Raw genomic sequence first — 19,919 nt, forward strand, 5'->3', positions numbered from 1 at the left:
ACGGCGTTGACCAGTACGGCAAGAAAGTAGCGTCCGAGCGCTTGGACAAGCAATGGGCGGTGGTCAACTACTGGGCCGAATGGTGTGGCCCGTGCCGCACGGAAATCCCGGAACTCAACGCTTTGGCCGAGCAGTTGAAAGGGCAAAACGTGGGGGTGTTCGGGGTTAATTTCGACAATGTGCAGGGTGAAGAACTCAAGGCTGCCAGTGAGAAGCTGGGGATCAAGTTCACCGTGCTGGCGCAGAACCCTGAAGAGATTTTCGATATTCCGCGCAGCGAGGCATTGCCTGTGACCTACATCATTGATGATAAGGGCAAGGTGCGCGAGCAGTTGATGGGCGAGCAGACGGCGCAAGGGGTGTTGGCCAAACTGAAAGCCTTGCGCGGTTAAAGCAACAACACAAAGCCAATGTGGGAGGGGCTTGCTCGCGAAGACGGTGGATCAGTCAACTTAAGCTGTGACTCACGCACCGCCTTCGCGAGCAAGCCCGCTCCCACCTTTGGAGCACGAGAAAGCTGAATCAGCCTTCTTCAAGCCACAGGCGGATAGGCTTGCCTTCAGCCGGCCAGAAGCGGGTCTGTTCAATCGGCGAGATATCCCAGCGCTGCACGCCTTGCAAGGCTTGGAAGAAGCGGCGTTCCTGCTCCATCAAGGCCTCGGCGCAGCGTTTGCGGGTGCTGCCGATCTTGCCGAAGCTCAGCTTGTCGCCCTCAAGGGTGTAGGGCGCAAACCAGTGGTTGCAGCCGCCATTGCCATAGGCGCGACCATCAGCGCCGAGGGTGACGGTCAGGTGCGCGTAATCCATCAACGGCCGCTCACCAATCCATTCCACCCCGTAGCTGTGATCCTGCTTGAGCTTCACCGCGTCGCCTGCGCAGGCGGTCAGGCCTAAGCCGACGGTAGCGAGCAGAAGCAGGCCTTTCATTGCGCGGCCTGCTGGCAGTTAGGGCAACGGTGCTTGTCGCCTTCGCTGGCCCAGCCCAGCGCTTTGATACGCGCGTTCGCAGCGGGCTGCAGCGGTTCTTTGGTCAGCTTGGTTTCCACCGCGAATTCAAACTCCAGCACGCTGTCGCAGCTGTCGCAATTGACCTTCCAGGTGTGAATTTCCAGCTCGCCGAATTTCGGCCCAAGCGCCATAGCGACCCATTGGCCCGCCGGGCGGATGGAGTAGCGCGCGTCGCCTTCGACGGTCAGGCGCATCGACAGGGTTTTACTGCCGCGCAGCGTGACGATGAGTACGTCGCCATGCTTGATCGAACCACCGTTGCCGGTGACTTGATAACGGCCTGGCACCAGGGCGCGGCATTCGATCAGGGTGTGTTGCGGGCTCAGCAAGCTGAAGCGAAAATCGTGTTCGGCCATGGATCCTCCAAATAGGCGCGGCATCCTATCACGGGCGCCTGCCTATCATGCGCCTGGTGTGTGACCGCTGATCATCCTTCGACACGGTTTTGCGTCTGGCCTTCGGCCCATGCGGCAATGTTGCTCAATGTGGTGCCGGCGATTGCCGCCAGGGCCTCGCGGGTGAGGAACGCCTGGTGCGCGGTGATGATCACGTTGGGAAAGGTCAGCAGGCGCGCGAGCACGTCGTCTTGCAGCGGCAGGTCAGAGCGGTCCTCGAAAAACAGCTGGGCTTCTTCTTCATACACGTCCAGCCCCAGGTAACCGAGTTGGCCGTCCTTGAGGGCTTCGATCAGTGCAGGCGTCTCAACCAGGCCGCCGCGGCCGGTGTTGATCAGCATCGCGCCGGGTTGCATCTGTGCCAGGGAGCGGGCGTTGATCAGGTGTTTACTGTCGGCTGTGAGCGGGCAGTGCAGGCTGATGATCTGCGCCTGGGCCAGCAGTTCGGGCAGGCTCACGTAGTCAGCGCTGAGAGCCTGGACCTGCGGGTTGGGGAAGGGGTCGTAGGCCAGCAACCGGCAGCCGAACCCGGCCATGATCTTGGCGAACGTGGCGCCGATCTGCCCGGTGCCGACCACGCCGACGGTCTTGCCCACCAAGTCGAAGCCGGTCAGCCCATGCAGGCTGAAATCACCGTCCCGGGTGCGGTTGTAAGCACGGTGCAGGCGGCGGTTGAGGGCGAGGATCAGGGCCACGGCGTGCTCGGCCACCGCGTGAGGCGAGTAGGCCGGGACGCGCACGATGGTCAGACCCAGGCGCTGGGCGGCAGGCAGGTCGACATGGTTGTAACCGGCCGATCGCAGGGCAATCAGGCGCGTGCCACCTGCGGCCAATTGCTCCAGTACCGGGGCGCTGAGGTCGTCGTTGATAAAGGCGCAGACCACGTCGTGATGTTCGGCCAGGGCCACGGTGTCGAGGTTGAGCCGGGCAGGTTGGAATTGTAGCTCAAGGCCCGGCGGCAGCGGCTCGCCGAGAAAACTCTCGCGGTCGTAGGCCTGGCTGCTGAAAAGAATCACGCGCATCAAAAAGCTCCCTGCACTCACTGAAAAATACCTAACCCTATGGGCGCGGGCACGGGCTCGCCACAGCACGCCCGCTCCCACACAGAAGCATCAAGCGCTGACGCGCGCCTCACTGGCTAGCCGTGCAATCGCCATGTCCAGTTCGTCCAATGCGGCCATGGCTTTGGCATCGTCTTGCTTGAGCAAGGTTTCCGCGCGTTGGCAGGCTGCGCGCAATTGCGGCACGCCGCAGTAGCGGGTGGCGCCATGCAGGCGGTGGACGCGTTCAATCAGCGCGTTGTTGTCGTTCGCTTCGCGGGCGACGGTAATCGCCAGGCGGTCGGCTTCCAGGGAGGCCAGCAGCATGGCGAGCATGTCGGCGGCCAGATCGGCCTTGTTGGCGGCCAGGCGCAGGCCTTCTTCATGGTCCAGCACCAACAGTTGGGCGCCATTGCCAATGCTGTCGGTCGCGCGCTCCGGCCCTTGATTGCGCAGGGCCAGGCCGGTCCATTTCAACACCACTTGGGCCAGTTGCCGCTCGCTGATGGGTTTGGTCAGGTAGTCGTCCATGCCGCTTTGCAACAGCGCGCGTTTTTCGTTGGCCATGGCGTGGGCGGTGAGGGCGACTATCGGCAACGGCGTGCCGTGGCGCTCGCTTTCCCACTGGCGGATCGCCTCGGTGCTTTGGCGGCCGTCCATGCCGGGCATTTGTACGTCCATCAATACCAGGTCGAAGGTTTCCTGCTTAACGGCGTCGATGGCGGCGTAACCGCTTTCCACGGCCTGGACCTTGGCCCCCATGTCTTCAAGTAGGGTTTGCACCAGCAGCAGGTTCGCCGGGTTGTCGTCCACGCAGAGTACGCGCGGTGCGCGGCTGGACAGCGGCTCGCCGGGTTCGCTGCGCGATGGGCGCGGGCTGATCAGGTCGGCGAGGGCGCGGCGCAGCTTGCGCGTACAGGCGGGCTTGGCCTGCAATTGGCTGTTGGGGTTGGGCACCGATTGGTTGAACAGCATCTGCTCAGTGGTCGGGCACAGCACCAGCACCTTGCAACCCAGGTGCTCAAGGTCCCATAAATGCTGGTTGAGGCGTTCAGGCGGAATGTCATTGGCGGTGACGCCGAGCACCGCCAGGTCAATGGCCTGTTCCGTCTGGTGCGCGCTGGTGATGCCGTTGGTCAGGCTTTCCAGGGTGTTGAACGGTGTGACTTCCAAACCACAGTCTTCCAACTGATGTTGCAAGGCTTGGCGCGCCAGTTCGTGGTTTTCCAACACGGCCACGCGCCGGCCGAGCAGCGGCGCGCTCGGCAGGTCGTCGACGTCGTCGCGGGTCTTGGGCAGGCTCAGGCTGATCCAGAACTCCGAGCCTTCGCCCGGTGTGCTGTCGACGCCGATTTCGCCGCCCATTTGCTCGATCAACCGCTTGGAGATCACCAGACCCAGGCCGGTGCCGCCCGGTTGGCGCGACAGCGAATTGTCGGCCTGGCTGAACGCCTGGAACAACGCGCGTACATCTTGGTTCGACAGGCCAATGCCGGTGTCCTGCACACTGATGCGCAACTGGACGCTGTCTTCCTGTTCGTCCTCGATCATCGCCCGGGCCACGATGGTGCCTTCGCGCGTGAACTTGATCGCATTGCTGATCAGGTTGGTGAGGATCTGCTTGAGGCGTAACGGGTCGCCCACCAGTGCCAGCGGCGTGTCGCGGTACACCAGGCTGACCAGTTCCAGCTGCTTGGCATGCGCGGCGGGGGCGAGGATCGTCAGGGTGTCTTGCAGCAAGTCGCGCAGGTTGAACGGCACGCTGTCGAGCACCAGCTTGCCGGCTTCGATTTTCGAGAAGTCGAGGATCTCGTTAATGATGCCCAACAAGTTATCAGCGGATTTTTCGATGGTGCCCAGGTAATCCAGTTGGCGCGGCGACAGCTCGCTTTTTTGCAGCAAGTGGGTAAAGCCGAGGATGCCGTTGAGCGGGGTGCGGATTTCATGGCTCATGTTGGCCAAAAACTCCGACTTGATGCGGCTGGCCTCCAGGGCTTCTTTGCGGGCCAGGTCCAGCTCGATGTTCTGGATTTCGATGGTTTCCAGGTTCTGGCGCACATCTTCAGTGGCTTGATCGATGCTGTGCTGCAGCTCTTCCTGGGCATTTTGCAGGGTGCCGGCCATGCGGTTGATGCCAGAGGCGAGTTGGTCCAGTTCCTGGCTGCCCAGCGGCGGCAAACGAGTTTCCAGGTTGCCGTCCTTGAGCTGGGCCACGGCCTGCTTGATCTGGCCGATAGGGGTGTTGATCGTGCGGCTGATACGCAGCGCCAGCGCGGCGGTGCAGATCAGGCCGATGGCAATTAACAACAGGCTGGCGAACAGGCTGCGATAGCCGCGCAGCAGCATGCCAGTGTGGGACAGCTCCACTTCGACCCAACCCAGCAGACGGTCGGCTTCGTCGGGGATCAGCTCGCCTGCGAGGTTGCGATGGCGGCCAAATACCGGTAGCAGGTAGCGTGTGGCGTCATTGCCTGTACGCTGCAGGAGGTGGGAGCTATTGCCGACCGGAGGCTGGTTGAGCATGGTCGGGCCCGCGTGGGCGAGGGGCGTGCGGTCCGGCGCCAGGAACGACACCGCGCGTACGTCAGGCTGTTCCAGGGATTGCGTGGCGATGCGTTCAAGCAGGTCGGTGTTGGTGTTGCTCAAGGCCGGGGCCACCAACGGTGCCAATTGCTCAGCGATCATTTCGCCACGCTGCAGCAATTGGGTTTGCAACTCCGAGAGCTGCATCCAAGTAAAATAGCCCCCCAACAACAAGGCCATCAGGCTGGTCGGTAATAAGGTCAGCAACAGTACGCGGCCTTTTATCCCCATTCTTCTAAGCACGCCACTCTCCTGCTACCACATTGATATCAATCATCCGCGCGGGCATCCGGCCCGCGCCACCTGCGCAGTGTAGCCATTTGCGCGGCGTGGAATCTCGCAAATTCATGATTGGCGGCAATCTTCTGGCGATTGGGAGGGCGTGGTACACGCACGCCTGACGAGGGGTGGACCAAGCGGGGAAGGGGGTTGGAGTGGGATTTATGGCGCAGGGTGGGCGAACGGCTGCTGGATGCGTCTGCCGGCCTGTCAGTCTTCACGCACGGCGCTGTTTGCGCTTTTTCCACTGGTGCGCGACCCACCAGCGCCAATAGCCCATGGTCAGGCAGTAGGCCAGTACGCCCAGTACCAACCCTAACACCACCGAACCCAGCAGGAACGGCTGCCACAGCGTGCTCAACTGGCTGCTGATCCATTCCCAGGTCAGGTTGTCGGGCAGGCTGCGTGACGGCACATTCATCAGCCAGGCGCCGGTCATGTAGGTGCAGATAAAGACGACCGGCATGGTGATCGGGTTGGTCAGCCACACCAGGCTGACGGCGATGGGCATATTGCCGCGCACCGCGATTGCCAGAATCGCCGCCAACAACATCTGCAACGGAATCGGGATGAATGCCGCGAACAAACCCACCGCCATGGCGCGGGCCACCGAGTGCCGGTTCAGGTGCCAGAGGTTGGGGTCATGCAGCAGCGTGCCGAGAAATCGTAAGGACTTGTGTTCCCTGATACGCGTGGGATCGGGCATGTACCGTTTGAATAAGCGCCGGGGCATAAGGGGTCCAGGTCAGTTCGAGGGGCAAGTATGCCCGCATTCTATAAACAGAAAATTCAGACTTTGTGACAAAACATCATAGGCCGTTCTGGGGGGACGACTATGACTGAGTGCACCACTTTAAAAGGATGATTCATGAGGACTGGGATGTTTGCGCTCGGACTTGGCCTGCTTTCGCTGCGATTTCTCCCGACTCTGCCGCCCACCGGTTGGCTGCTGGCCCTGTTGGTAATGGCATTGATGTTGTTGCCATTTCGTACCTATCCGCTGGCGTTCTTGCTACTGGGCTTGAGTTGGGCGTGCATCAGCGCGCAGTGGGCATTGGACGATCGCCTCAGGCCTGCGCTGGAGGGGCAGACGCGCTGGGTGGAGGGGCGTGTGGTCGGGCTGCCACAACATACGAGCACTGGCGTGCGCTTCGAATTGGCCGACAACCGGTCGCGCAACGCTCGACTACCTAAGCGTATCCGGGTGTCCTGGCACGGTGGCCCGCCGGTAAACAGTGGCGAGCGTTGGCGTCTGGCAGTCACGCTCAGGCGACCGTCGGGGTTACTCAATTTTCATGGCTTTGACTATGAGGCCTGGCTGCTGGCCCAGCGTATTGGCGCAACCGGTTCGGTAAAAGATGGGCAACGCCTGGCGCCGGCGCATAACGCCTGGCGCGACAGCCTCCGGCAGCGCCTGAGTAGCGTGGATGCCTTGGGCCGCGAGGCTGGTTTGGCGGCGCTGGTGCTGGGCGACGGTTCGGGGCTGGCCACGCAGGATTGGCAAGTATTGCAGGACACAGGAACGGTGCACCTGCTGGTGATTTCCGGCCAGCATATCGGGTTGCTTGCGGGTCTGATCTACGGCTTGGTGGCTGGGCTTGCGCGTTACGGTTGCTGGCCGCGTGCCTTGCCGTGGTTGCCATGGGCCTGCGGGTTGGCGTTTGCCGCGGCGTTGGGTTATGGCTTGCTGGCGGGGTTCGGCGTGCCGGTGCAGCGGGCGTGTGTGATGGTTGGGCTGGTACTGCTATGGCGTTTGCGCTTTCGGCATTTAGGCGTGTGGTGGCCGTTGTTGCTGGCACTGGATGGCGTACTGATGCTGGAGCCATTGGCCAGCTTGCAGCCGGGGTTCTGGTTGTCGTTTGCCGCCGTTGCGGTGCTGGTGCTGGCATTCGGCGGACGTCTGGGTGCCTGGAGCCTGTGGCAGCTATGGACGCGCCCCCAATGGTTGATAGCCATTGGCTTGTTTCCCGTATTACTGGTGTTGGGGTTGCCCATCAGCCTCAGTGCGCCGGTGGCGAATTTATTCGCTGTGCCGTGGATCAGCCTGGTGGTGTTGCCGTTGGCACTGCTGGGAACGGCGCTGCTGGTCGTACCGTTTGTGGGCGAGGGCTTGCTGTGGCTGGCCGGTGGGGCGCTGGAGGTGCTGTTCAGAAGCTTGGCGTTGTTGGCCGGGCAACGCCCGGCCTGGATACCTGTCGAAGTGCCTCTGGGTTATTGGGCCGTGAGCCTGGCCGGCGCGGTGTTATTGCTGCTGCCCAAAGGCGTGCCAATTCGGCTGCTGGGCTGGCCGATGCTGTTGCTGGCGATTTTTGCGCCCAGGCAAATGGTGCCGCATGGCCAGGTTGAGGTAACGCAACTGGACGTCGGCCAAGGGCAAGCGTTGATTCTGCGCACACGCCATCACACATTGCTCTACGACACAGGGCCGCGCTCGGGTGCGTTTGACCTCGGCGCGCGCGTGGTATTGCCTGCACTGAGAAAGCTCGGCGTAGAGTCGCTGGACATGATGGTGATCAGCCACGCTCACGCAGATCACGCCGGTGGTGCGGCTGCCGTTGCCCTGGGGCTGGCGGTGAAGCGGGTCGTTGGCGCAGAGGCTGACGGGTTGCCGGTCTTTCTTGCTATTGCGCGCTGTGTCAGTGGTGAGCAATGGGTCTGGGATGGGGTGTCATTTGAGCTGTGGCAGTGGCCTGGAGCTACTAGCAGCAATCCGAAATCCTGTGTGTTGCGGGTACAGGCCAGTGGCGAGCGCCTGCTACTGACCGGCGATATCGATCGCGCTGCCGAACAGGCTTTTCTTGCTTCGCCCTTGGCCGTGCCGACCGATTGGCTGCAAGCACCTCACCATGGCAGTCGCAGCTCTTCATCCTGGCCTTTTCTAGCGCAACTCACACCCAAGTCGGTGCTGATTTCCCGTGGTCGTGGCAACGCATTCGGGCATCCGCACCCACAGGTGATGCAGCGTTATCAGGCGGTGGGTAGCCGTGTGTACGACAGCGCCGAGCAAGGTGCGGTACGTCTGCAGTTGGGCGCCTATGAATCACCTGTTGTTGCGCGCAGTCAACGCCGTTTCTGGCGCGAAGCGCTACCCTAATACCGGTTTGCCTGGAGCCAAAGCCTGCTGCGGGCAGGTCTGTGGCCGACGAGCCCCGCCGGCGAACCTATATGGTAAAGTGGCGCACTTTTTCGAGGGGACATTCACTGTGTGGGAATTGGTCAAATCCGGCGGCTGGATGATGTTGCCGATCATCATGAGCTCCATCGCCGCACTCGGCATCGTCGCCGAACGCCTGTGGACCCTGCGCGCCAGTCGCATCACGCCCGAGCATCTGTTGGGGCAGGTGTGGGGCTGGATCAAGAACAAGCAGTTGGACAAAGACAAGCTCAAGGAGCTACGCGCCAATTCGCCCTTGGGTGAAATCCTCGCCGCGGGCCTCGCCAACTCCAAGCATGGTCGCGAGATCATGAAAGAGTGTATTGAAGAGGCGGCCGCCCGCGTCATCCATGAGATGGAGCGCTATATCAACGCGCTCGGCACTATTGCTGCCATGGCGCCGTTGCTTGGCCTGCTGGGGACGGTGCTGGGCATGATCGATATTTTCAGCTCCTTCATGGGCTCCGGCATGAGCACTAACGCTGCGGTGTTGGCTGGCGGTATCTCCAAGGCCTTGATTACCACGGCTGCGGGCCTGATGGTCGGCATTCCGTCGGTGTTTTTCCACCGTTTCCTGCAGCGCCGCATCGACGAGTTGGTGGTCGGTATGGAACAGGAAGCCATTAAGCTGGTGGAAGTGGTGCAGGGCGATCGTGATGTCGATTTCGTCGAGGGCCGAGTGTGAAATTTCGCCGCAAGCGACGGGAAAATGTCGATATCAACCTCGCGTCGTTGATCGACGTGGTGTTCATCCTGCTGCTGTTTTTCGTCGTCACCACCACCTTTACCCGGCAAACCCAGCTGCGTGTCGACTTGCCGGAAGCAGTGAGCGGTTCGCCGGCCGAGGATCAGGAAGTCAAGCAACTGGACATCGCCATTAGCGCTGACGGGGTGTTTTCGGTGAATAATCAATTGCTTGAGAAGAACGATCTCAACAGCCTGATGGATGCCCTGCAGAAAGAGTCCGGCGGCGATACAAAAATGCCGCTTTCCATCAGTGCTGATGGCAAAACCCAGCATCAAGCCGTGATCACCGCGATGGACGCCGCCGGTAAGCTCGGCTTCACCCATCTGCGCATGACCACCGTCGAGGCGGCGGCTCAACCCTGATGGCCATGTCCGATCGTTTGCTCAAGGCCTGGTACGAGGGCCATCCGGCGCTGACGCTGCTGCGGCCGCTGGAGTCTTTGTATCGCCGCGTGGTGCAGCGCAAGCGTGCGCGCTTTCTCGCGGGCGAGGGCGATATTTATCAGTCACCGGTGCCGGTCGTGGTGGTGGGTAATATTACGGTGGGCGGTACGGGCAAGACACCGCTGATCCTGTGGCTGATCGAGCACTGTCGGCGCAGTGGCTTGCGCGTCGGGGTGGTCAGTCGCGGCTACGGCGCCAAGCCACCGCAATTGCCGTGGCGGGTTGAGGCCAGCCACAGCCCTGAAGTGGCTGGCGATGAGCCATTGCTTATCGTGCAGCGTTGCGGCGTGCCGCTGATGATTGATCCCGACCGCAGCCGCGCCGTGAAAGCACTGCTGGCCGGCGAGCCCCTTGACCTGATCCTTTCCGACGACGGCCTGCAGCATTACCGTCTGGCCCGCGACCTTGAACTGGTGCTGGTCGATGCCGCTCGTGGTTTGGGCAATCGCCGTTGCCTGCCGGCCGGGCCATTGCGCGAGCCGGTGGAGCGTCTGCAGAGTGTCGACGCGTTGCTCTATAACGGCGCCGGCGCCGATCCTGAGGGTGGCTTTGCCTTTCGCTTGTTGCCCACGGCGCTGATCAACTTGAGAACCGGTGAGCGCCAACCGGCTGATCATTTTCCGGCTGGTCAGCAGGTGCACGCGGTGGCGGGTATCGGTAACCCGCAACGTTTCTTCAATACCCTTGAAACGCTACACTGGCGGCCGATACCCCATGCTTTTGCCGACCATGCGCCCTATAGCGCAGAGGTCTTGAATTTCACGCCGTCGCTACCCTTGGTCATGACCGAAAAGGACGCGGTGAAGTGCCGCGCCTTTGCCCAGCCAGACTGGTGGTACCTTGCGGTGGATGCGGTGCCGTCGCCGGCGTTTGTTGCCTGGTTCGACACCCAACTGATGCGCTTGCTACCCGCCCGACTCTTGCCTTAAATCGTTTTTATCCAGGAAACACTCATGGACACCAAACTGCTCGACATCCTCGCTTGCCCGATCTGCAAAGGCCCACTCAAGCTCAGCGCCGATAAAACCGAGCTGATCAGCAAAGGCGCCGGCTTGGCATACCCGATCCGTGATGGCATCCCGGTGATGCTGGAGAGCGAAGCTCGCACCCTGACCCCCGATGAGCGCCTGGATAAATGACCACCGCCTTTACCGTTGTCATTCCCGCTCGCTACGCATCGACCCGCCTGCCGGGCAAGCCGCTGCAATTGATCGGCAACAAGCCGATGATCCAGTTGGTATGGGAACAAGCCTGCAAAAGCAGCGCCGAACGGGTCGTAGTCGCCACCGATGATCCGCGCATCATCGACGCCTGCAAGGGGTTTGGCGCCGAAGCGGTACTGACCCGCGAAGACCACAATTCCGGCACCGACCGCCTGGCCGAAGTTGCCACGCACCTGGGCCTGGCACCGGATGCGATCGTGGTCAACGTGCAAGGCGATGAGCCCATGATCCCGCCGTGCGTGATCGACCAGGTAGCCGCCAACCTGGCTGCCCATGGTGAAGCGCGTATGGCGACCTTGTGCGAACCTATCGAAGATATCGACACTCTGTTCAGTCCAAGCGTGGTCAAGGTGGTCACCGATATCAATGGCCTGGCGCTGACGTTCAGCCGCTCGATTCTGCCTTGGGCGCGCGACGCCTTCGCCAAGAGCCCTGACGTATTGCCGGAGGGCGTGCCGTACCGTCGCCACATTGGCATCTACGCCTACCGCGCCGGTTTCCTGCATGACTTCGTCGGTTGGGGCCCATGCTGGTTGGAAAACACCGAGTCCTTGGAGCAACTGCGTGCCTTGTGGCACGGCGTACGTATTCATGTGGGCGATGCCCTGGAGGCGCCACCGGCCGGTGTCGACACCCATGAAGACCTGGAGCGCGTCCGTCGCCTGCTGGGGGCTTGATGGAGGTTCTGTTTGTTTGCCTGGGCAATATCTGCCGCTCGCCAACCGCCGAGGGCGTATTGCGCCATAAATTGCGTGAAGCGGGCTTGGCGGGCCAGGTCGAGGTGTCGTCGGCCGGCACCGGTGAATGGCATGTCGGCAACCCACCGGACCCGCGTAGCCAGCGTGCAGCAAGTGTGCGCGGTTATGACCTGTCGGCACAGCGTGCCCAGCAAGTCTCGCGCGCTGACTTTGCGCGCTATGACCTGATCCTGGCGATGGACCACAGCAACCTGCGCAACCTCAAGGCGCTGCACCCGGGGCAAGGCAAGGCGGAGCTGGACTTGTTCCTGCGCCGCTTTGACGCTGAAGTCGACGAGGTGCCAGACCCTTACTACGAAGGCGAACAGGGCTTTGAGCGCGTCCTCGACCTGATCGAACGCGCCTGTGATTTATTAGTAATCGAATTGAAGGGGCGGTTATGACCTTGCACGTGCTTGCGCAGGTATCGCTCAAGCCATTCAACAGCTTTGGCATCGATGTGCGCGCCCAGTTGTTCGCCGAGGCCCACAGCGACGCCGATGTTCGCGAAGCCATGGCCTACGCGGCTGTACAAGGGTTGCCGCTGCTAGTGATCGGCGGTGGCAGCAACGTGCTGCTGACTCAGGATATCCAGGCGTTGGTGTTGCGCATGGCGACCCAGGGCATTCGCGTGCTGCAGGATGATGGCCTGCACGTCGTGGTCGAAGCCGAGGCTGGCGAGGCCTGGCATCCGTTTGTACTGTGGACCCTGGAACACGGCTTCTGCGGCCTGGAAAACCTCAGCCTGATCCCCGGCACCGTCGGCGCTGCGCCGATGCAGAACATCGGTGCCTACGGTGTGGAGATCAAGGATGTGTTTGCCGGCCTGACCGCTTTGGATCGCCAGACCGGCGAGCTGCGCGAGTTCAGCCTGCAAGCGTGCGACTTTGCCTACCGTGACAGCCTGTTCAAGCACGAAACCGGGCGCTGGTTGATTCTGCGCGTGCGTTTTGCCTTGAGCCGCGTCAGTCACCTGAAACTCGATTACGGCCCGGTGCAACAGCGCCTGGCCGGGCAGGGGATCACTGAGGCAACGCCCAGCGACGTCAGCCGCGCTATCTGCAGCATCCGCCGCGAAAAACTGCCGGACCCGGCTGAGCTGGGTAATGCCGGGAGCTTTTTCAAGAACCCGCTGGTGTCCCAGGCGCTGGCCACAGAGCTACAGGCGCAGTACCCGGACCTGGTGGCGTACCCGCAGGCGGATGGGCAGATGAAGCTCGCCGCTGGCTGGTTGATTGATAAGGCCGGCTGGAAGGGTTTTCGTGAGGGCGATGCTGGCGTGCATAAGCTGCAGGCGCTGGTGCTGGTCAACTATGGCGCGGCGACAGGGCACGAGATCGCCAACCTGGCGCTGCGGATCCAGCAGGACATTGCTGAACGCTTCAAGGTTGATCTGGAAATGGAACCTAACAGGTACTGAGTACTGAACCTGCGGAAACAAAAATGCCCCGTATCTCACGATACGGGGCATTTTTTATAGCGCTAGCAATCAGTCATCACGGCTCATGATGCCGAAGATCTGCAACAGGCTGATGAACAGGTTGTAGATCGATACATACAGGCTGACGGTTGCCATGATGTAGTTACGCTCACCGCCGTGGATGATGGCGCTGGTCTGGAACAGGATGCACACAGAGGAGAACAGCACAAAACCAGCGCTGATCGCCAACTGCAGCCCGCTGATCTGGAAGAACATGCCTGCGACCACTGCCGCCAGCAACACGAAGAAGCCTGCGGTGATGAAACCGCCCAGGAAGCTCATGTCCTTGCGGCTGATCAGCACGTAGGCCGACAGACCACCAAACACCAGGGCAGTCATGGCAAATGCCGAGCTGACCACTTCCGCGCCGCCGGCCATGCCGAGGTAACGGTTAAGGATCGGGCCGAGGATGAACCCCATGAAACCGGTCAGGGCAAACGCCGACACCAGGCCCCAGGCCGAGTCGCGCAGCTTGTTGGTCAGGAAAAACAGACCGTAGAAGCCGATCAGCACGACAAAGATATTCGGATAGCCAACGCGCATCTGCTGCGCTACATACGCCATCACGCCGCTGAATGCGAGGGTAAGGGCGAGCAAACCGTACGTATTGCGCAACACGCGGCTGACTTCAAGCTGCTCAGCCTGCGCGTGATCATTCACTGCGTAATTCTGTTCGCGCATGGCGACACTCCTTCAGTTTTGAAACATTCAGTCGCAAGGATCATAACAGACGCTCTGTAACAAGCCATGGCAAGAGTTTGACAGTGTGTTTCATTCGGGTATTATGGCGCCCGCTGACACGGGATGCGCTACTATAATCCTGTGCTGCAAAAGGGAAATTGGCAGAGTGGTTGAATGCACCGGTCTTGAAAACCGGCGAACGTTAATAGCGTTCCCAGGGTTCGAATCCCTGGTTTCCCGCCAAATTAAACGATAAAGCCTCGATTAGTCGGGGCTTTTTCGTATCTGGGGTTTGGGAAGGTTTGTGCTGCTTTTGGCAGGGGTTCCGAAACTTTCGGGTAGGAGTTCCGAAACTTTGCCTATTTGGACGGTTTCGCGGTGGCGCCAATCCTCCTGTAAACCCGCTTTGTGATCTCCTGTTTACTGTGTCCCAGCAGCAGGCTGGCATCCCCGATATCGATGATTTCCGACGCGGCTTTCGGCCGGATGTCGCGGAACTGAAAGCCTCCAATCTTGGCCGCGAGCAGCGGGTCGCCTTGTTCGATGGCGTTCTGCTTTGCTTTTTCCCGCGCCTTGTCCCAGCGCAAGCGCAGCATCCCCTTCGTCATTCGCTTTCCGTATCTGTTGATCAGCAGGTACTTGGACGAATGACCGACATTCCTTTCGCTGATCTCCCTGACCAATCTCCCCAAGCTGTTTTCCCCGGCTTCCGTACGCATCAAGATTCGAAGCTTCTGGCCGGTCTTGCCCTGCGTTACTAGGAAGTGGTCACCCTCGGTATCGTCGCTGCGCATGATCAGCACGTCAGCAGGCCGCTGTCCGGTCAAATAGCCCAGGTCCATGGCTTCCTTGAGTTCTTGTTCGGCAACCGCGTAGACGGCATCCCAAACAGCCGCGTTGGCGTAGTAATCACGCGGCGCCTCCTTATTCTTCCTGATTCCCTGGCAAGGGTTCTCCCGTTCCGTGAGGCCCCACTCTCTAGCCATGTTGAAAACGTGGGACAGGAGCGCGATCTCGCGGTTGGCACGAACCTTCGCTGAGCGAGCATCACGGTAACCTGCGATGTTGAACGGAGTAATCGAATCTATGGGTGCCTCATCAAACGTAGGGCGAAGCTGTTTTAGTTCGGCCATGTTGTCTTTCTGGGTCCGCTCGCCCTTTTTTGGGATGACGTCGCGCACGTATCGGTCGAAGATGCCCCTCATCGTTGTCAGATCGGCGGGTTTTTCTTTGGCCTCAAGTTCGGCCCACTTCAAACGGGCTTTGCTCAGGTCTGTTCCGAGCGGGATCTCTTTGCCAGCAGAATCCCGGTAGTAGTAGCCGATCCAAACCTTGCCATTTTTCCTTGGGCGCTTACGGCGCACCATTCCAGGCGGCAAATCTCTGTTTTCGTGGTTCCGGGGGCGCATATCAGTTCACCTTGGAGAAGTCTGGCGTCCAAACAGGGCGCCCCGGCGGTGGGTTCTGTTCAACGATGGCCGGATTAACCATGCCCAGCTTCATGCGCGCGAACATCCGTCCGACCAAGGGCCGACCGCCGCGACTCTCGATGAATACCCAGTTGCGATCCCTAAGCCATTTACGCTGATGTGCTCTGAGCTTGTAGCCGGTGAGGTCCGCAAGCTCCTTATCCGATAAGATTTCTGCTTGCATAGTTATCTCCCGCTACCCGCACTGGGCAGCGCTGTCTTGTTCATTGTCATGTGTTGTCCTTGCTGCTGTGCGCGGCAGAAGATGGGAAAGGTGGGGGAAGATGAATTGCTATGGAGAGCCAAACTACCTAGTATCGCGACTCCTCAATTAATGTCTTAGGGATAAGTATTTATGGCAACGCCATCTGAAGCTGTGTCGCAGTTGATTCAAACCATGACTGGAAACTCAACCGTGCATTTAGATATAAAAGTCGCAGCAGCTGAAGGCTTGGGCTATGCAGGTGGCGAGGATGCGCGGCAGGCATTAATAAACATTGTTACCGCTAACTCCACCGTACACCTCGATATCAAAGTGGCAGCAGCAAAAGCTCTAGGTCACGCGTCGAAAATTGCATGACGAGAGGAGGCTGCCCCTGTGTCAGCCTTTAACGGTATGTCTGGAAGGACGGTGCTGCTAGTGATTGTCGTGATGTTTTGAGTCGACAGGCACCGATTGGGCGGCGAACACATCACTCGCCCACAGCATTCTCGTATCGCAAGCTCGAGTTCGTCCTTTGGTCTAACGGGTGACGGCTCTGTTCGTACAGCTAATGTCCTGATCCGAAGTCCATTAAGGGGAGGGCGTTGCGTTCGACGCGGCAGACAGCCTCCGTAACCGGGTCACTGAGAGATCGCGCACAAAGCCATAATTTGTGATGGCGTTGTGCTACTTGGCGCATGCTGTTACCTTGCCGATCCGTGCTATGCTCGAAGTCAAATTCCGAGTGTGCAGACATGGAAGATCTCATATAGGACTCGTTGATGGATAATGATACCACTAAGCTTTTATTGGACTTAAATTGGTCTCTAGAGGAGTTGTCGGAGGTCACGCATAATTATACTCGAGTTTATGGTTTTGCCTTTTCTCTCTTGGGTGACTTGCAGGGTAGTGATGAGCGCAAGGTACAGCTCGTATATAATAAATTTCCATGGCGTGGTGGCTATAGTACGGTTCATTTTTTTAACAATCTTTTCAAAGGTATTCCCGAAAGCGGCAAGCCTGAAATCGAAAAAATAAAGTACGCTTCGCCTGGTTATATTGAATTGGCGGTTATTCTTGAGGCTGCGTTTCATGTCGGTGTGATGGTTGCCGCTGTCGCAGTTGTTTACCAGACAGCTGTTCAAACATATAAGAATTTGCATGCCCGATCCTCAGAAATGAAGTTATCTGATATTGATGCTTCTGATGTGGGGGGGATGACTCTGGGGCAAAAAAACTTTGTAAAAAGAGCCTCTGAAAGAATGGAGCAGGTTTTGGATTTGTCTGAGCGGCAGCGTTGTGTGTTAGATGCGCGGGTTGATGGAAACCCACTAATGAAAATGAAAATTCTCTTCTCGGTATTCAGAAGAGTAGAACCACTTGCCGAAAAACAAGCACAGAGGAAGTTAAAAGTGCAAACGTCGCAAGAACAAGTTCTTCCATCTAATGACTGAGCGCGCTCTCACTCTTAACAGCTTGGGCGAATGGGCGGTCAAGCTTGGTTCTATACTGGGAGTAACCTCATTCATAGCTGGCATCGCTGGCTTTTTTGAGTTCAGATATATGTTTGAACGGATGGGCGCGTCTTGGTTAATCAATACCGTGCCCACAGAATACTTTGTCCGGAAGGGAGCTATGGTCTTCCTTTATGTAATAATCGGTTTAGTGGTTTCATGGGGGCTTAGTCGAACACCTATTGAACGAAATTTTTTACGTAGATGGCTAGCTGTTGTCGTAGGCCTCATTGTATTGGTTTCGGCTATGTTTGCGCTGTATTTGCTTTTAGATCCATTTCCGAAGTACTCGCCTTCTGTATACTATCTGGGCCAGATAAGTGGTTTGTTACTGGGAATCTCAGTAGGTTGTTATATTTACGATTTGGTTTTCAATGAGGGTTTTAAGAGCATCGGTTTAATGCAGGTCTTACAAATTTTTTTGTGCATATCGTTGGCCGTCTATACAGCTCCTAATATTGTAGGTAGGGCCAAAGGGTATGAGCTTTCATCGGGGACTCTGAAGGACTTGCCTGTGGTTTACGTGAAAGGTGATCCCAAGTATCAACTCATAGAAGCGATAGGGGATAATCTGGTGGTATTTGAGAGTGCGAGTGTTTCCCCTCGCAAGATTTCCATAATAAAGTTTGGGAAGGACGTCTCTATCGGCTTGCAGAAATGAACAAAATCGAGCTTTTTGTTTCTCCTTCTTCGCGCGCTAGTTTCGTGGATCTGTAAGTTGTCTCTATCCATGGTCAATCTCTTCGATTGCATGGGCGGGTAAATCAAGACAGTCTGCCTATGGTGTTATCGAGCCTGTTTTATTTGATGCTCCTCTGCCATACCTAGGCGATCCAGCTCCAGCAACTCGGCAAAGCTGACAGCGTCCTTGTGCGTCCAGCGAAACCCTCTGACTTTACCGGTCGCCCATTCCACGATGTGGTAGGCCTTGCCGCGAGTTACGACTTGGTAGCGAATTTTCTGTACGGGTTGCTCCCTACCAATCAGAGCATAGAACTCGGCAGTAGCAATCTGCGTGCGAACTCGCAAGGCCGCAGCCACTTCGACTCGCTGTTGAACTGATGCGTGCATGCTGTGTACCTCGTTGAGTTGCGTCTATTTAAGCAATGAGCATTGGTTGTTCTGGCTGCCGTACAATTCGTACCTGGGCAGTACGGCGCTCTGGAATCCTGCGGTCACGTCGCATTGCGTCGTTGCCTATCATTGCGTGCATGGCAATCAGCGCGGCCAATGCAAAGCACATTGGTGAGATGATCTGGCGGCGCATCGCCTCGGCAACGGCGGCGGCCTGGCGGGTTACACCAAGCTTGAACATTGCGCACGAAAGGCGCTTTGCCACGGTGCAGGTCGCCACGTCGAATTGGCGGGCTATTTCTTTGGCTGTCATGCCCTGGGCGGTGCCCAGTAGATACTGCAATTCCTTCGGCGCAAGGCCGCGCCCGAGGTGACCCTTCCATGCGCCGCTGATGATTTCGTCCATCGCTTTGACTCCCGGTTGTTTTCCGAAAGCGCCCGATACAGGCGCTGACGTGAAATCTTCTGGTGTCGTCTGCCGGCTTCCAGCTACTGGCGTCGCCGCCGGCCCAATCAAATTGTTTTTCCAGCCGCGGGCCTTTCGGCTTATTCTCCCGCTGGATAACTCGTCTTGGCGCTTTACGCTGCACGCCCGGGTCAGTTGCCAACCCTCTGAACCGTTTAGGCCGGTCCATCGCTGCCTTCCATCTGGCCGGTTATTATCCGGTGAAGGCGCAAATTTAGCTTCAAGCTAAATATCAGTCAATAGCTGTAAGCTAAATAAATTTAGCTAAATATAAAAAAACCCGCACATGGCGGGTTTGATAATTTAGCTGCTGGGTACTATCGCGCGTACATTCCCCACCAAAAAACGTGGCCGAGAATACTTATCTGCTCATCGTGCAATTGCTGGTAGCTGTAGTCTTCATCAGGATGTTCATCTCGATTGAAGCTGCGCATTCGCATGCCCGTAGGGAGCCGGTAGAGTTGCTTCACACGCAACTGACCATTGTGATTGATTGCATATAGATCGCCGTCTACGACCTCGGCGAGAGCTGTGCTGCCAATATTCACTCCCACAATGGCGCCGTCCCTAAGCACTGGCAGCATGCTATTGCCTCTAACGGTCACACATCTCGCTTTGTCGAACTGCACACCGTTCTGGCGTAGGCTGCGCTTGTCGAATCGAAGGCTTGATTTCTCGCCTTCTTCAATAACAAAGCGCCCTGATCCGGCTGCGAGCTCGACTTCGCGCAGATATGGAACCGAAATTTCATCATTCTCTAGTGGGGTGCCTTCATCCCACAGGCGTATCTCCTTCAATCCTGAATGACCAGGATCTTCAGTCAGCATTTCCCCTGGGGCGTAACCCTGAAGCGAGTCGAACCAGCCAGAATCCAATCCTTCCAGGCGCTCAATGCGTCGAGCAACTTCATCGCCGATGTTCTTGGGGGTTTTGTCCGAAAGGACCTGGCTCAAGTGAGCAGGACTCATCTCCCAGCGCGCCGCGCATGAGGCTTTCTTCTGCTTACCAATAAGGGTTCGCAGATTTCGCTTTCTGATTTCGTAGATATCCATGTGCCAAAGGTTGCCACCATTTAGCGCATTGCTAAATATGCTCACAGCTAAATTTTCCTTGCTCAAAATATAGCTCTAGGCTAAATTTCTCGCCGTATTAAACGGAGAGGCACCTATGAATGACCATCTACGGGGATGGCTCGCCCGCAAGACCGCTGATGAGCGTGAAGCCACAGCTAAGAAGGCTGGAACCACCGTCGGGCATCTTCGGCAATTGGCGGGCGGGCACCGGCAAGCTTCAGCTGATCTTGCTGAGCGCCTTCAGGACGCCTCAGCGGGAGAAATAACCATCGCTGGGCTTCGGCCTGACCTCGTTCCAATTGCTCGCAAAGTGCTGCTCGGTGCGTACTGATTACTGACCAATTATGCAA

General features: G+C 58.4%; 22 protein-coding genes, 1 tRNA gene and 1 pseudogene. 13 read left to right on the forward strand and 11 right to left on the reverse strand.

The features are described from left to right. Positions 1-392: TlpA disulfide reductase family protein (locus tag E0F99_RS18760; protein ID WP_130908862.1), on the forward strand; the 392-nt coding region annotated here is incomplete at its 5' end. A 130-nt stretch (positions 393-522) separates the two neighbouring features. On the opposite strand, the gene E0F99_RS18765 is transcribed toward E0F99_RS18760, so the two are convergent. The 5 genes from E0F99_RS18765 to E0F99_RS18785 form a co-directional block, all read right to left on the reverse strand. Next, positions 523-927, reverse strand: a complete 405-nt coding sequence (locus E0F99_RS18765; RefSeq protein WP_083358881.1) for an META domain-containing protein — start codon at positions 925-927, stop codon at positions 523-525. After that, the gene (locus E0F99_RS18770; protein ID WP_083358880.1) at positions 924-1,364 is read right to left on the reverse strand and encodes a hypothetical protein; all 441 of its coding nucleotides are present in this window, start codon (positions 1,362-1,364) and stop codon (positions 924-926) included. Before E0F99_RS18770 ends, E0F99_RS18765 begins: the two co-directional genes overlap by 4 nt. 71 nt (positions 1,365-1,435) lie before the next feature. After that, the gene (locus E0F99_RS18775; protein WP_083358879.1) at positions 1,436-2,425 is read right to left on the reverse strand and encodes a 2-hydroxyacid dehydrogenase; all 990 of its coding nucleotides are present in this window, start codon (positions 2,423-2,425) and stop codon (positions 1,436-1,438) included. 90 nt (positions 2,426-2,515) lie between these two features. Then, positions 2,516-5,269, reverse strand: coding sequence for a response regulator (locus tag E0F99_RS18780; protein ID WP_083358878.1), 2,754 nt, complete (start codon positions 5,267-5,269; stop codon positions 2,516-2,518). Positions 5,270-5,522: 253 nt separating this feature from the next. Further along, positions 5,523-6,038 (reverse strand): DUF2062 domain-containing protein, encoded by a 516-nt coding sequence (locus E0F99_RS18785; protein ID WP_083358877.1) that lies wholly within the window; start codon positions 6,036-6,038, stop codon positions 5,523-5,525. A 135-nt stretch (positions 6,039-6,173) separates the two neighbouring features. On the opposite strand from E0F99_RS18785, the gene E0F99_RS18790 reads away from it, so the two are divergent. The 8 genes from E0F99_RS18790 (at position 6,174) to murB (ending at position 13,030) form a co-directional block, all read left to right on the forward strand. Continuing rightward, positions 6,174-8,399 (forward strand): DNA internalization-related competence protein ComEC/Rec2, encoded by a 2,226-nt coding sequence (locus E0F99_RS18790; protein WP_083358876.1) that lies wholly within the window; start codon positions 6,174-6,176, stop codon positions 8,397-8,399. 109 nt (positions 8,400-8,508) lie between these two features. After that, a complete protein-coding gene (locus E0F99_RS18795; RefSeq protein WP_083358875.1) occupies positions 8,509-9,144 on the forward strand; it encodes a MotA/TolQ/ExbB proton channel family protein in 636 nt (211 codons plus the stop codon). Then, entirely contained in the window at positions 9,141-9,569 is a 429-nt protein-coding gene (locus E0F99_RS18800; RefSeq protein ID WP_083358874.1) for an ExbD/TolR family protein, read from the forward strand. The genes E0F99_RS18795 and E0F99_RS18800 overlap by 4 nt, the downstream gene beginning before the upstream one ends. Further along, positions 9,569-10,579: a tetraacyldisaccharide 4'-kinase gene (lpxK, locus tag E0F99_RS18805; RefSeq protein ID WP_083358873.1), complete on the forward strand. Its 1,011-nt coding sequence runs from the start codon at positions 9,569-9,571 to the stop codon at positions 10,577-10,579. The genes E0F99_RS18800 and lpxK overlap by 1 nt, the downstream gene beginning before the upstream one ends. 24 nt (positions 10,580-10,603) lie before the next feature. Then, positions 10,604-10,789 carry a Trm112 family protein gene (locus E0F99_RS18810; protein ID WP_130908863.1) on the forward strand — a complete coding sequence of 62 codons (186 nt, stop codon included), beginning with the start codon at positions 10,604-10,606 and terminating at the stop codon, positions 10,787-10,789. After that, entirely contained in the window at positions 10,786-11,550 is a 765-nt protein-coding gene (gene kdsB, locus E0F99_RS18815) for a 3-deoxy-manno-octulosonate cytidylyltransferase (protein WP_083358872.1), read from the forward strand. Before E0F99_RS18810 ends, kdsB begins: the two co-directional genes overlap by 4 nt. Beyond that, a complete protein-coding gene (locus tag E0F99_RS18820; protein WP_083358871.1) occupies positions 11,550-12,014 on the forward strand; it encodes a low molecular weight protein-tyrosine-phosphatase in 465 nt (154 codons plus the stop codon). The genes kdsB and E0F99_RS18820 overlap by 1 nt, the downstream gene beginning before the upstream one ends. Next, positions 12,011-13,030, forward strand: a complete 1,020-nt coding sequence (gene murB, locus E0F99_RS18825) for a UDP-N-acetylmuramate dehydrogenase (RefSeq protein ID WP_083358870.1) — start codon at positions 12,011-12,013, stop codon at positions 13,028-13,030. The genes E0F99_RS18820 and murB overlap by 4 nt, the downstream gene beginning before the upstream one ends. A gap of 69 nt (positions 13,031-13,099) precedes the next feature. Here murB and E0F99_RS18830 read toward each other — a convergent pair whose 3' ends face one another. Next, positions 13,100-13,771 carry a Bax inhibitor-1/YccA family protein gene (locus E0F99_RS18830; RefSeq protein WP_083358869.1) on the reverse strand — a complete coding sequence of 224 codons (672 nt, stop codon included), beginning with the start codon at positions 13,769-13,771 and terminating at the stop codon, positions 13,100-13,102. A 152-nt stretch (positions 13,772-13,923) separates the two neighbouring features. Between E0F99_RS18830 and E0F99_RS18835 the strand changes: the two genes are divergently transcribed. Then, positions 13,924-14,014 (forward strand) — tRNA-Ser (locus E0F99_RS18835). 116 nt (positions 14,015-14,130) lie between these two features. Here the strand turns inward: E0F99_RS18835 and E0F99_RS18840 are convergent. Both E0F99_RS18840 and E0F99_RS18845 read right to left on the reverse strand, forming a co-directional pair. After that, entirely contained in the window at positions 14,131-15,180 is a 1,050-nt protein-coding gene (locus E0F99_RS18840; protein ID WP_083358868.1) for a tyrosine-type recombinase/integrase, read from the reverse strand. Position 15,181: 1 nt separating this feature from the next. Continuing rightward, positions 15,182-15,424 (reverse strand): DUF4224 domain-containing protein, encoded by a 243-nt coding sequence (locus tag E0F99_RS18845; RefSeq protein WP_083358867.1) that lies wholly within the window; start codon positions 15,422-15,424, stop codon positions 15,182-15,184. 171 nt (positions 15,425-15,595) lie between these two features. Between E0F99_RS18845 and E0F99_RS18850 the strand changes: the two genes are divergently transcribed. From E0F99_RS18850 to E0F99_RS18860, 3 genes are all read left to right on the forward strand, one after another. Beyond that, positions 15,596-15,820, forward strand: a complete 225-nt coding sequence (locus tag E0F99_RS18850; RefSeq protein ID WP_130908864.1) for a hypothetical protein — start codon at positions 15,596-15,598, stop codon at positions 15,818-15,820. Positions 15,821-16,224: 404 nt separating this feature from the next. After that, positions 16,225-16,896 carry a hypothetical protein gene (locus E0F99_RS18855; protein ID WP_130908865.1) on the forward strand — a complete coding sequence of 224 codons (672 nt, stop codon included), beginning with the start codon at positions 16,225-16,227 and terminating at the stop codon, positions 16,894-16,896. Next, positions 16,889-17,617: a hypothetical protein gene (locus tag E0F99_RS18860; RefSeq protein ID WP_083358865.1), complete on the forward strand. Its 729-nt coding sequence runs from the start codon at positions 16,889-16,891 to the stop codon at positions 17,615-17,617. The genes E0F99_RS18855 and E0F99_RS18860 overlap by 8 nt, the downstream gene beginning before the upstream one ends. A gap of 125 nt (positions 17,618-17,742) precedes the next feature. Here E0F99_RS18860 and E0F99_RS18865 read toward each other — a convergent pair whose 3' ends face one another. From E0F99_RS18865 to E0F99_RS31190, 3 genes and pseudogenes are all read right to left on the reverse strand, one after another. Further along, positions 17,743-18,027: a hypothetical protein gene (locus E0F99_RS18865; RefSeq protein ID WP_083358864.1), complete on the reverse strand. Its 285-nt coding sequence runs from the start codon at positions 18,025-18,027 to the stop codon at positions 17,743-17,745. Positions 18,028-18,055: 28 nt separating this feature from the next. Continuing rightward, on the reverse strand, positions 18,056-18,436 hold the full coding sequence (locus E0F99_RS18870; RefSeq protein WP_083358863.1) for a response regulator transcription factor: 381 nt from the start codon (positions 18,434-18,436) through the stop codon (positions 18,056-18,058). A 377-nt stretch (positions 18,437-18,813) separates the two neighbouring features. Then, positions 18,814-19,311 (reverse strand): annotated as a pseudogene (locus E0F99_RS31190) (S24 family peptidase); the annotation flags it as partial. Positions 19,312-19,919 lie beyond the last annotated feature (608 nt).

The sequence above is a fragment of the Pseudomonas antarctica genome, from assembly GCF_900624995.1.
Lineage (GTDB): Bacteria > Pseudomonadota > Gammaproteobacteria > Pseudomonadales > Pseudomonadaceae > Aquipseudomonas > Aquipseudomonas antarctica.

What these genes read in the sequence shown, in the direction of transcription:
- murB (WP_083358870.1), top strand. Translation starts at nt 12,011, where the DNA reads ATGACCTTGCACGTGCTTGCGCAGGTATCGCTCAAGCCATTCAACAGC.
- kdsB (WP_083358872.1), top strand. Translation starts at nt 10,786, where the DNA reads ATGACCACCGCCTTTACCGTTGTCATTCCCGCTCGCTACGCATCGACC.
- E0F99_RS18765 (WP_083358881.1), bottom strand. Translation starts at nt 927, where the DNA reads ATGAAAGGCCTGCTTCTGCTCGCTACCGTCGGCTTAGGCCTGACCGCC.
- E0F99_RS18870 (WP_083358863.1), bottom strand. Translation starts at nt 18,436, where the DNA reads ATGGACGAAATCATCAGCGGCGCATGGAAGGGTCACCTCGGGCGCGGC.
- E0F99_RS18820 (WP_083358871.1), top strand. Translation starts at nt 11,550, where the DNA reads ATGGAGGTTCTGTTTGTTTGCCTGGGCAATATCTGCCGCTCGCCAACC.
- E0F99_RS18860 (WP_083358865.1), top strand. Translation starts at nt 16,889, where the DNA reads ATGACTGAGCGCGCTCTCACTCTTAACAGCTTGGGCGAATGGGCGGTC.
- E0F99_RS18865 (WP_083358864.1), bottom strand. Translation starts at nt 18,027, where the DNA reads ATGCACGCATCAGTTCAACAGCGAGTCGAAGTGGCTGCGGCCTTGCGA.
- E0F99_RS18840 (WP_083358868.1), bottom strand. Translation starts at nt 15,180, where the DNA reads ATGCGCCCCCGGAACCACGAAAACAGAGATTTGCCGCCTGGAATGGTG.
- E0F99_RS18855 (WP_130908865.1), top strand. Translation starts at nt 16,225, where the DNA reads ATGGATAATGATACCACTAAGCTTTTATTGGACTTAAATTGGTCTCTA.
- E0F99_RS18810 (WP_130908863.1), top strand. Translation starts at nt 10,604, where the DNA reads ATGGACACCAAACTGCTCGACATCCTCGCTTGCCCGATCTGCAAAGGC.
- E0F99_RS18775 (WP_083358879.1), bottom strand. Translation starts at nt 2,425, where the DNA reads ATGCGCGTGATTCTTTTCAGCAGCCAGGCCTACGACCGCGAGAGTTTT.
- lpxK (WP_083358873.1), top strand. Translation starts at nt 9,569, where the DNA reads ATGGCCATGTCCGATCGTTTGCTCAAGGCCTGGTACGAGGGCCATCCG.
- E0F99_RS18785 (WP_083358877.1), bottom strand. Translation starts at nt 6,038, where the DNA reads ATGCCCCGGCGCTTATTCAAACGGTACATGCCCGATCCCACGCGTATC.
- E0F99_RS18850 (WP_130908864.1), top strand. Translation starts at nt 15,596, where the DNA reads ATGGCAACGCCATCTGAAGCTGTGTCGCAGTTGATTCAAACCATGACT.
- E0F99_RS18790 (WP_083358876.1), top strand. Translation starts at nt 6,174, where the DNA reads ATGAGGACTGGGATGTTTGCGCTCGGACTTGGCCTGCTTTCGCTGCGA.
- E0F99_RS18770 (WP_083358880.1), bottom strand. Translation starts at nt 1,364, where the DNA reads ATGGCCGAACACGATTTTCGCTTCAGCTTGCTGAGCCCGCAACACACC.
- E0F99_RS18845 (WP_083358867.1), bottom strand. Translation starts at nt 15,424, where the DNA reads ATGCAAGCAGAAATCTTATCGGATAAGGAGCTTGCGGACCTCACCGGC.
- E0F99_RS18830 (WP_083358869.1), bottom strand. Translation starts at nt 13,771, where the DNA reads ATGCGCGAACAGAATTACGCAGTGAATGATCACGCGCAGGCTGAGCAG.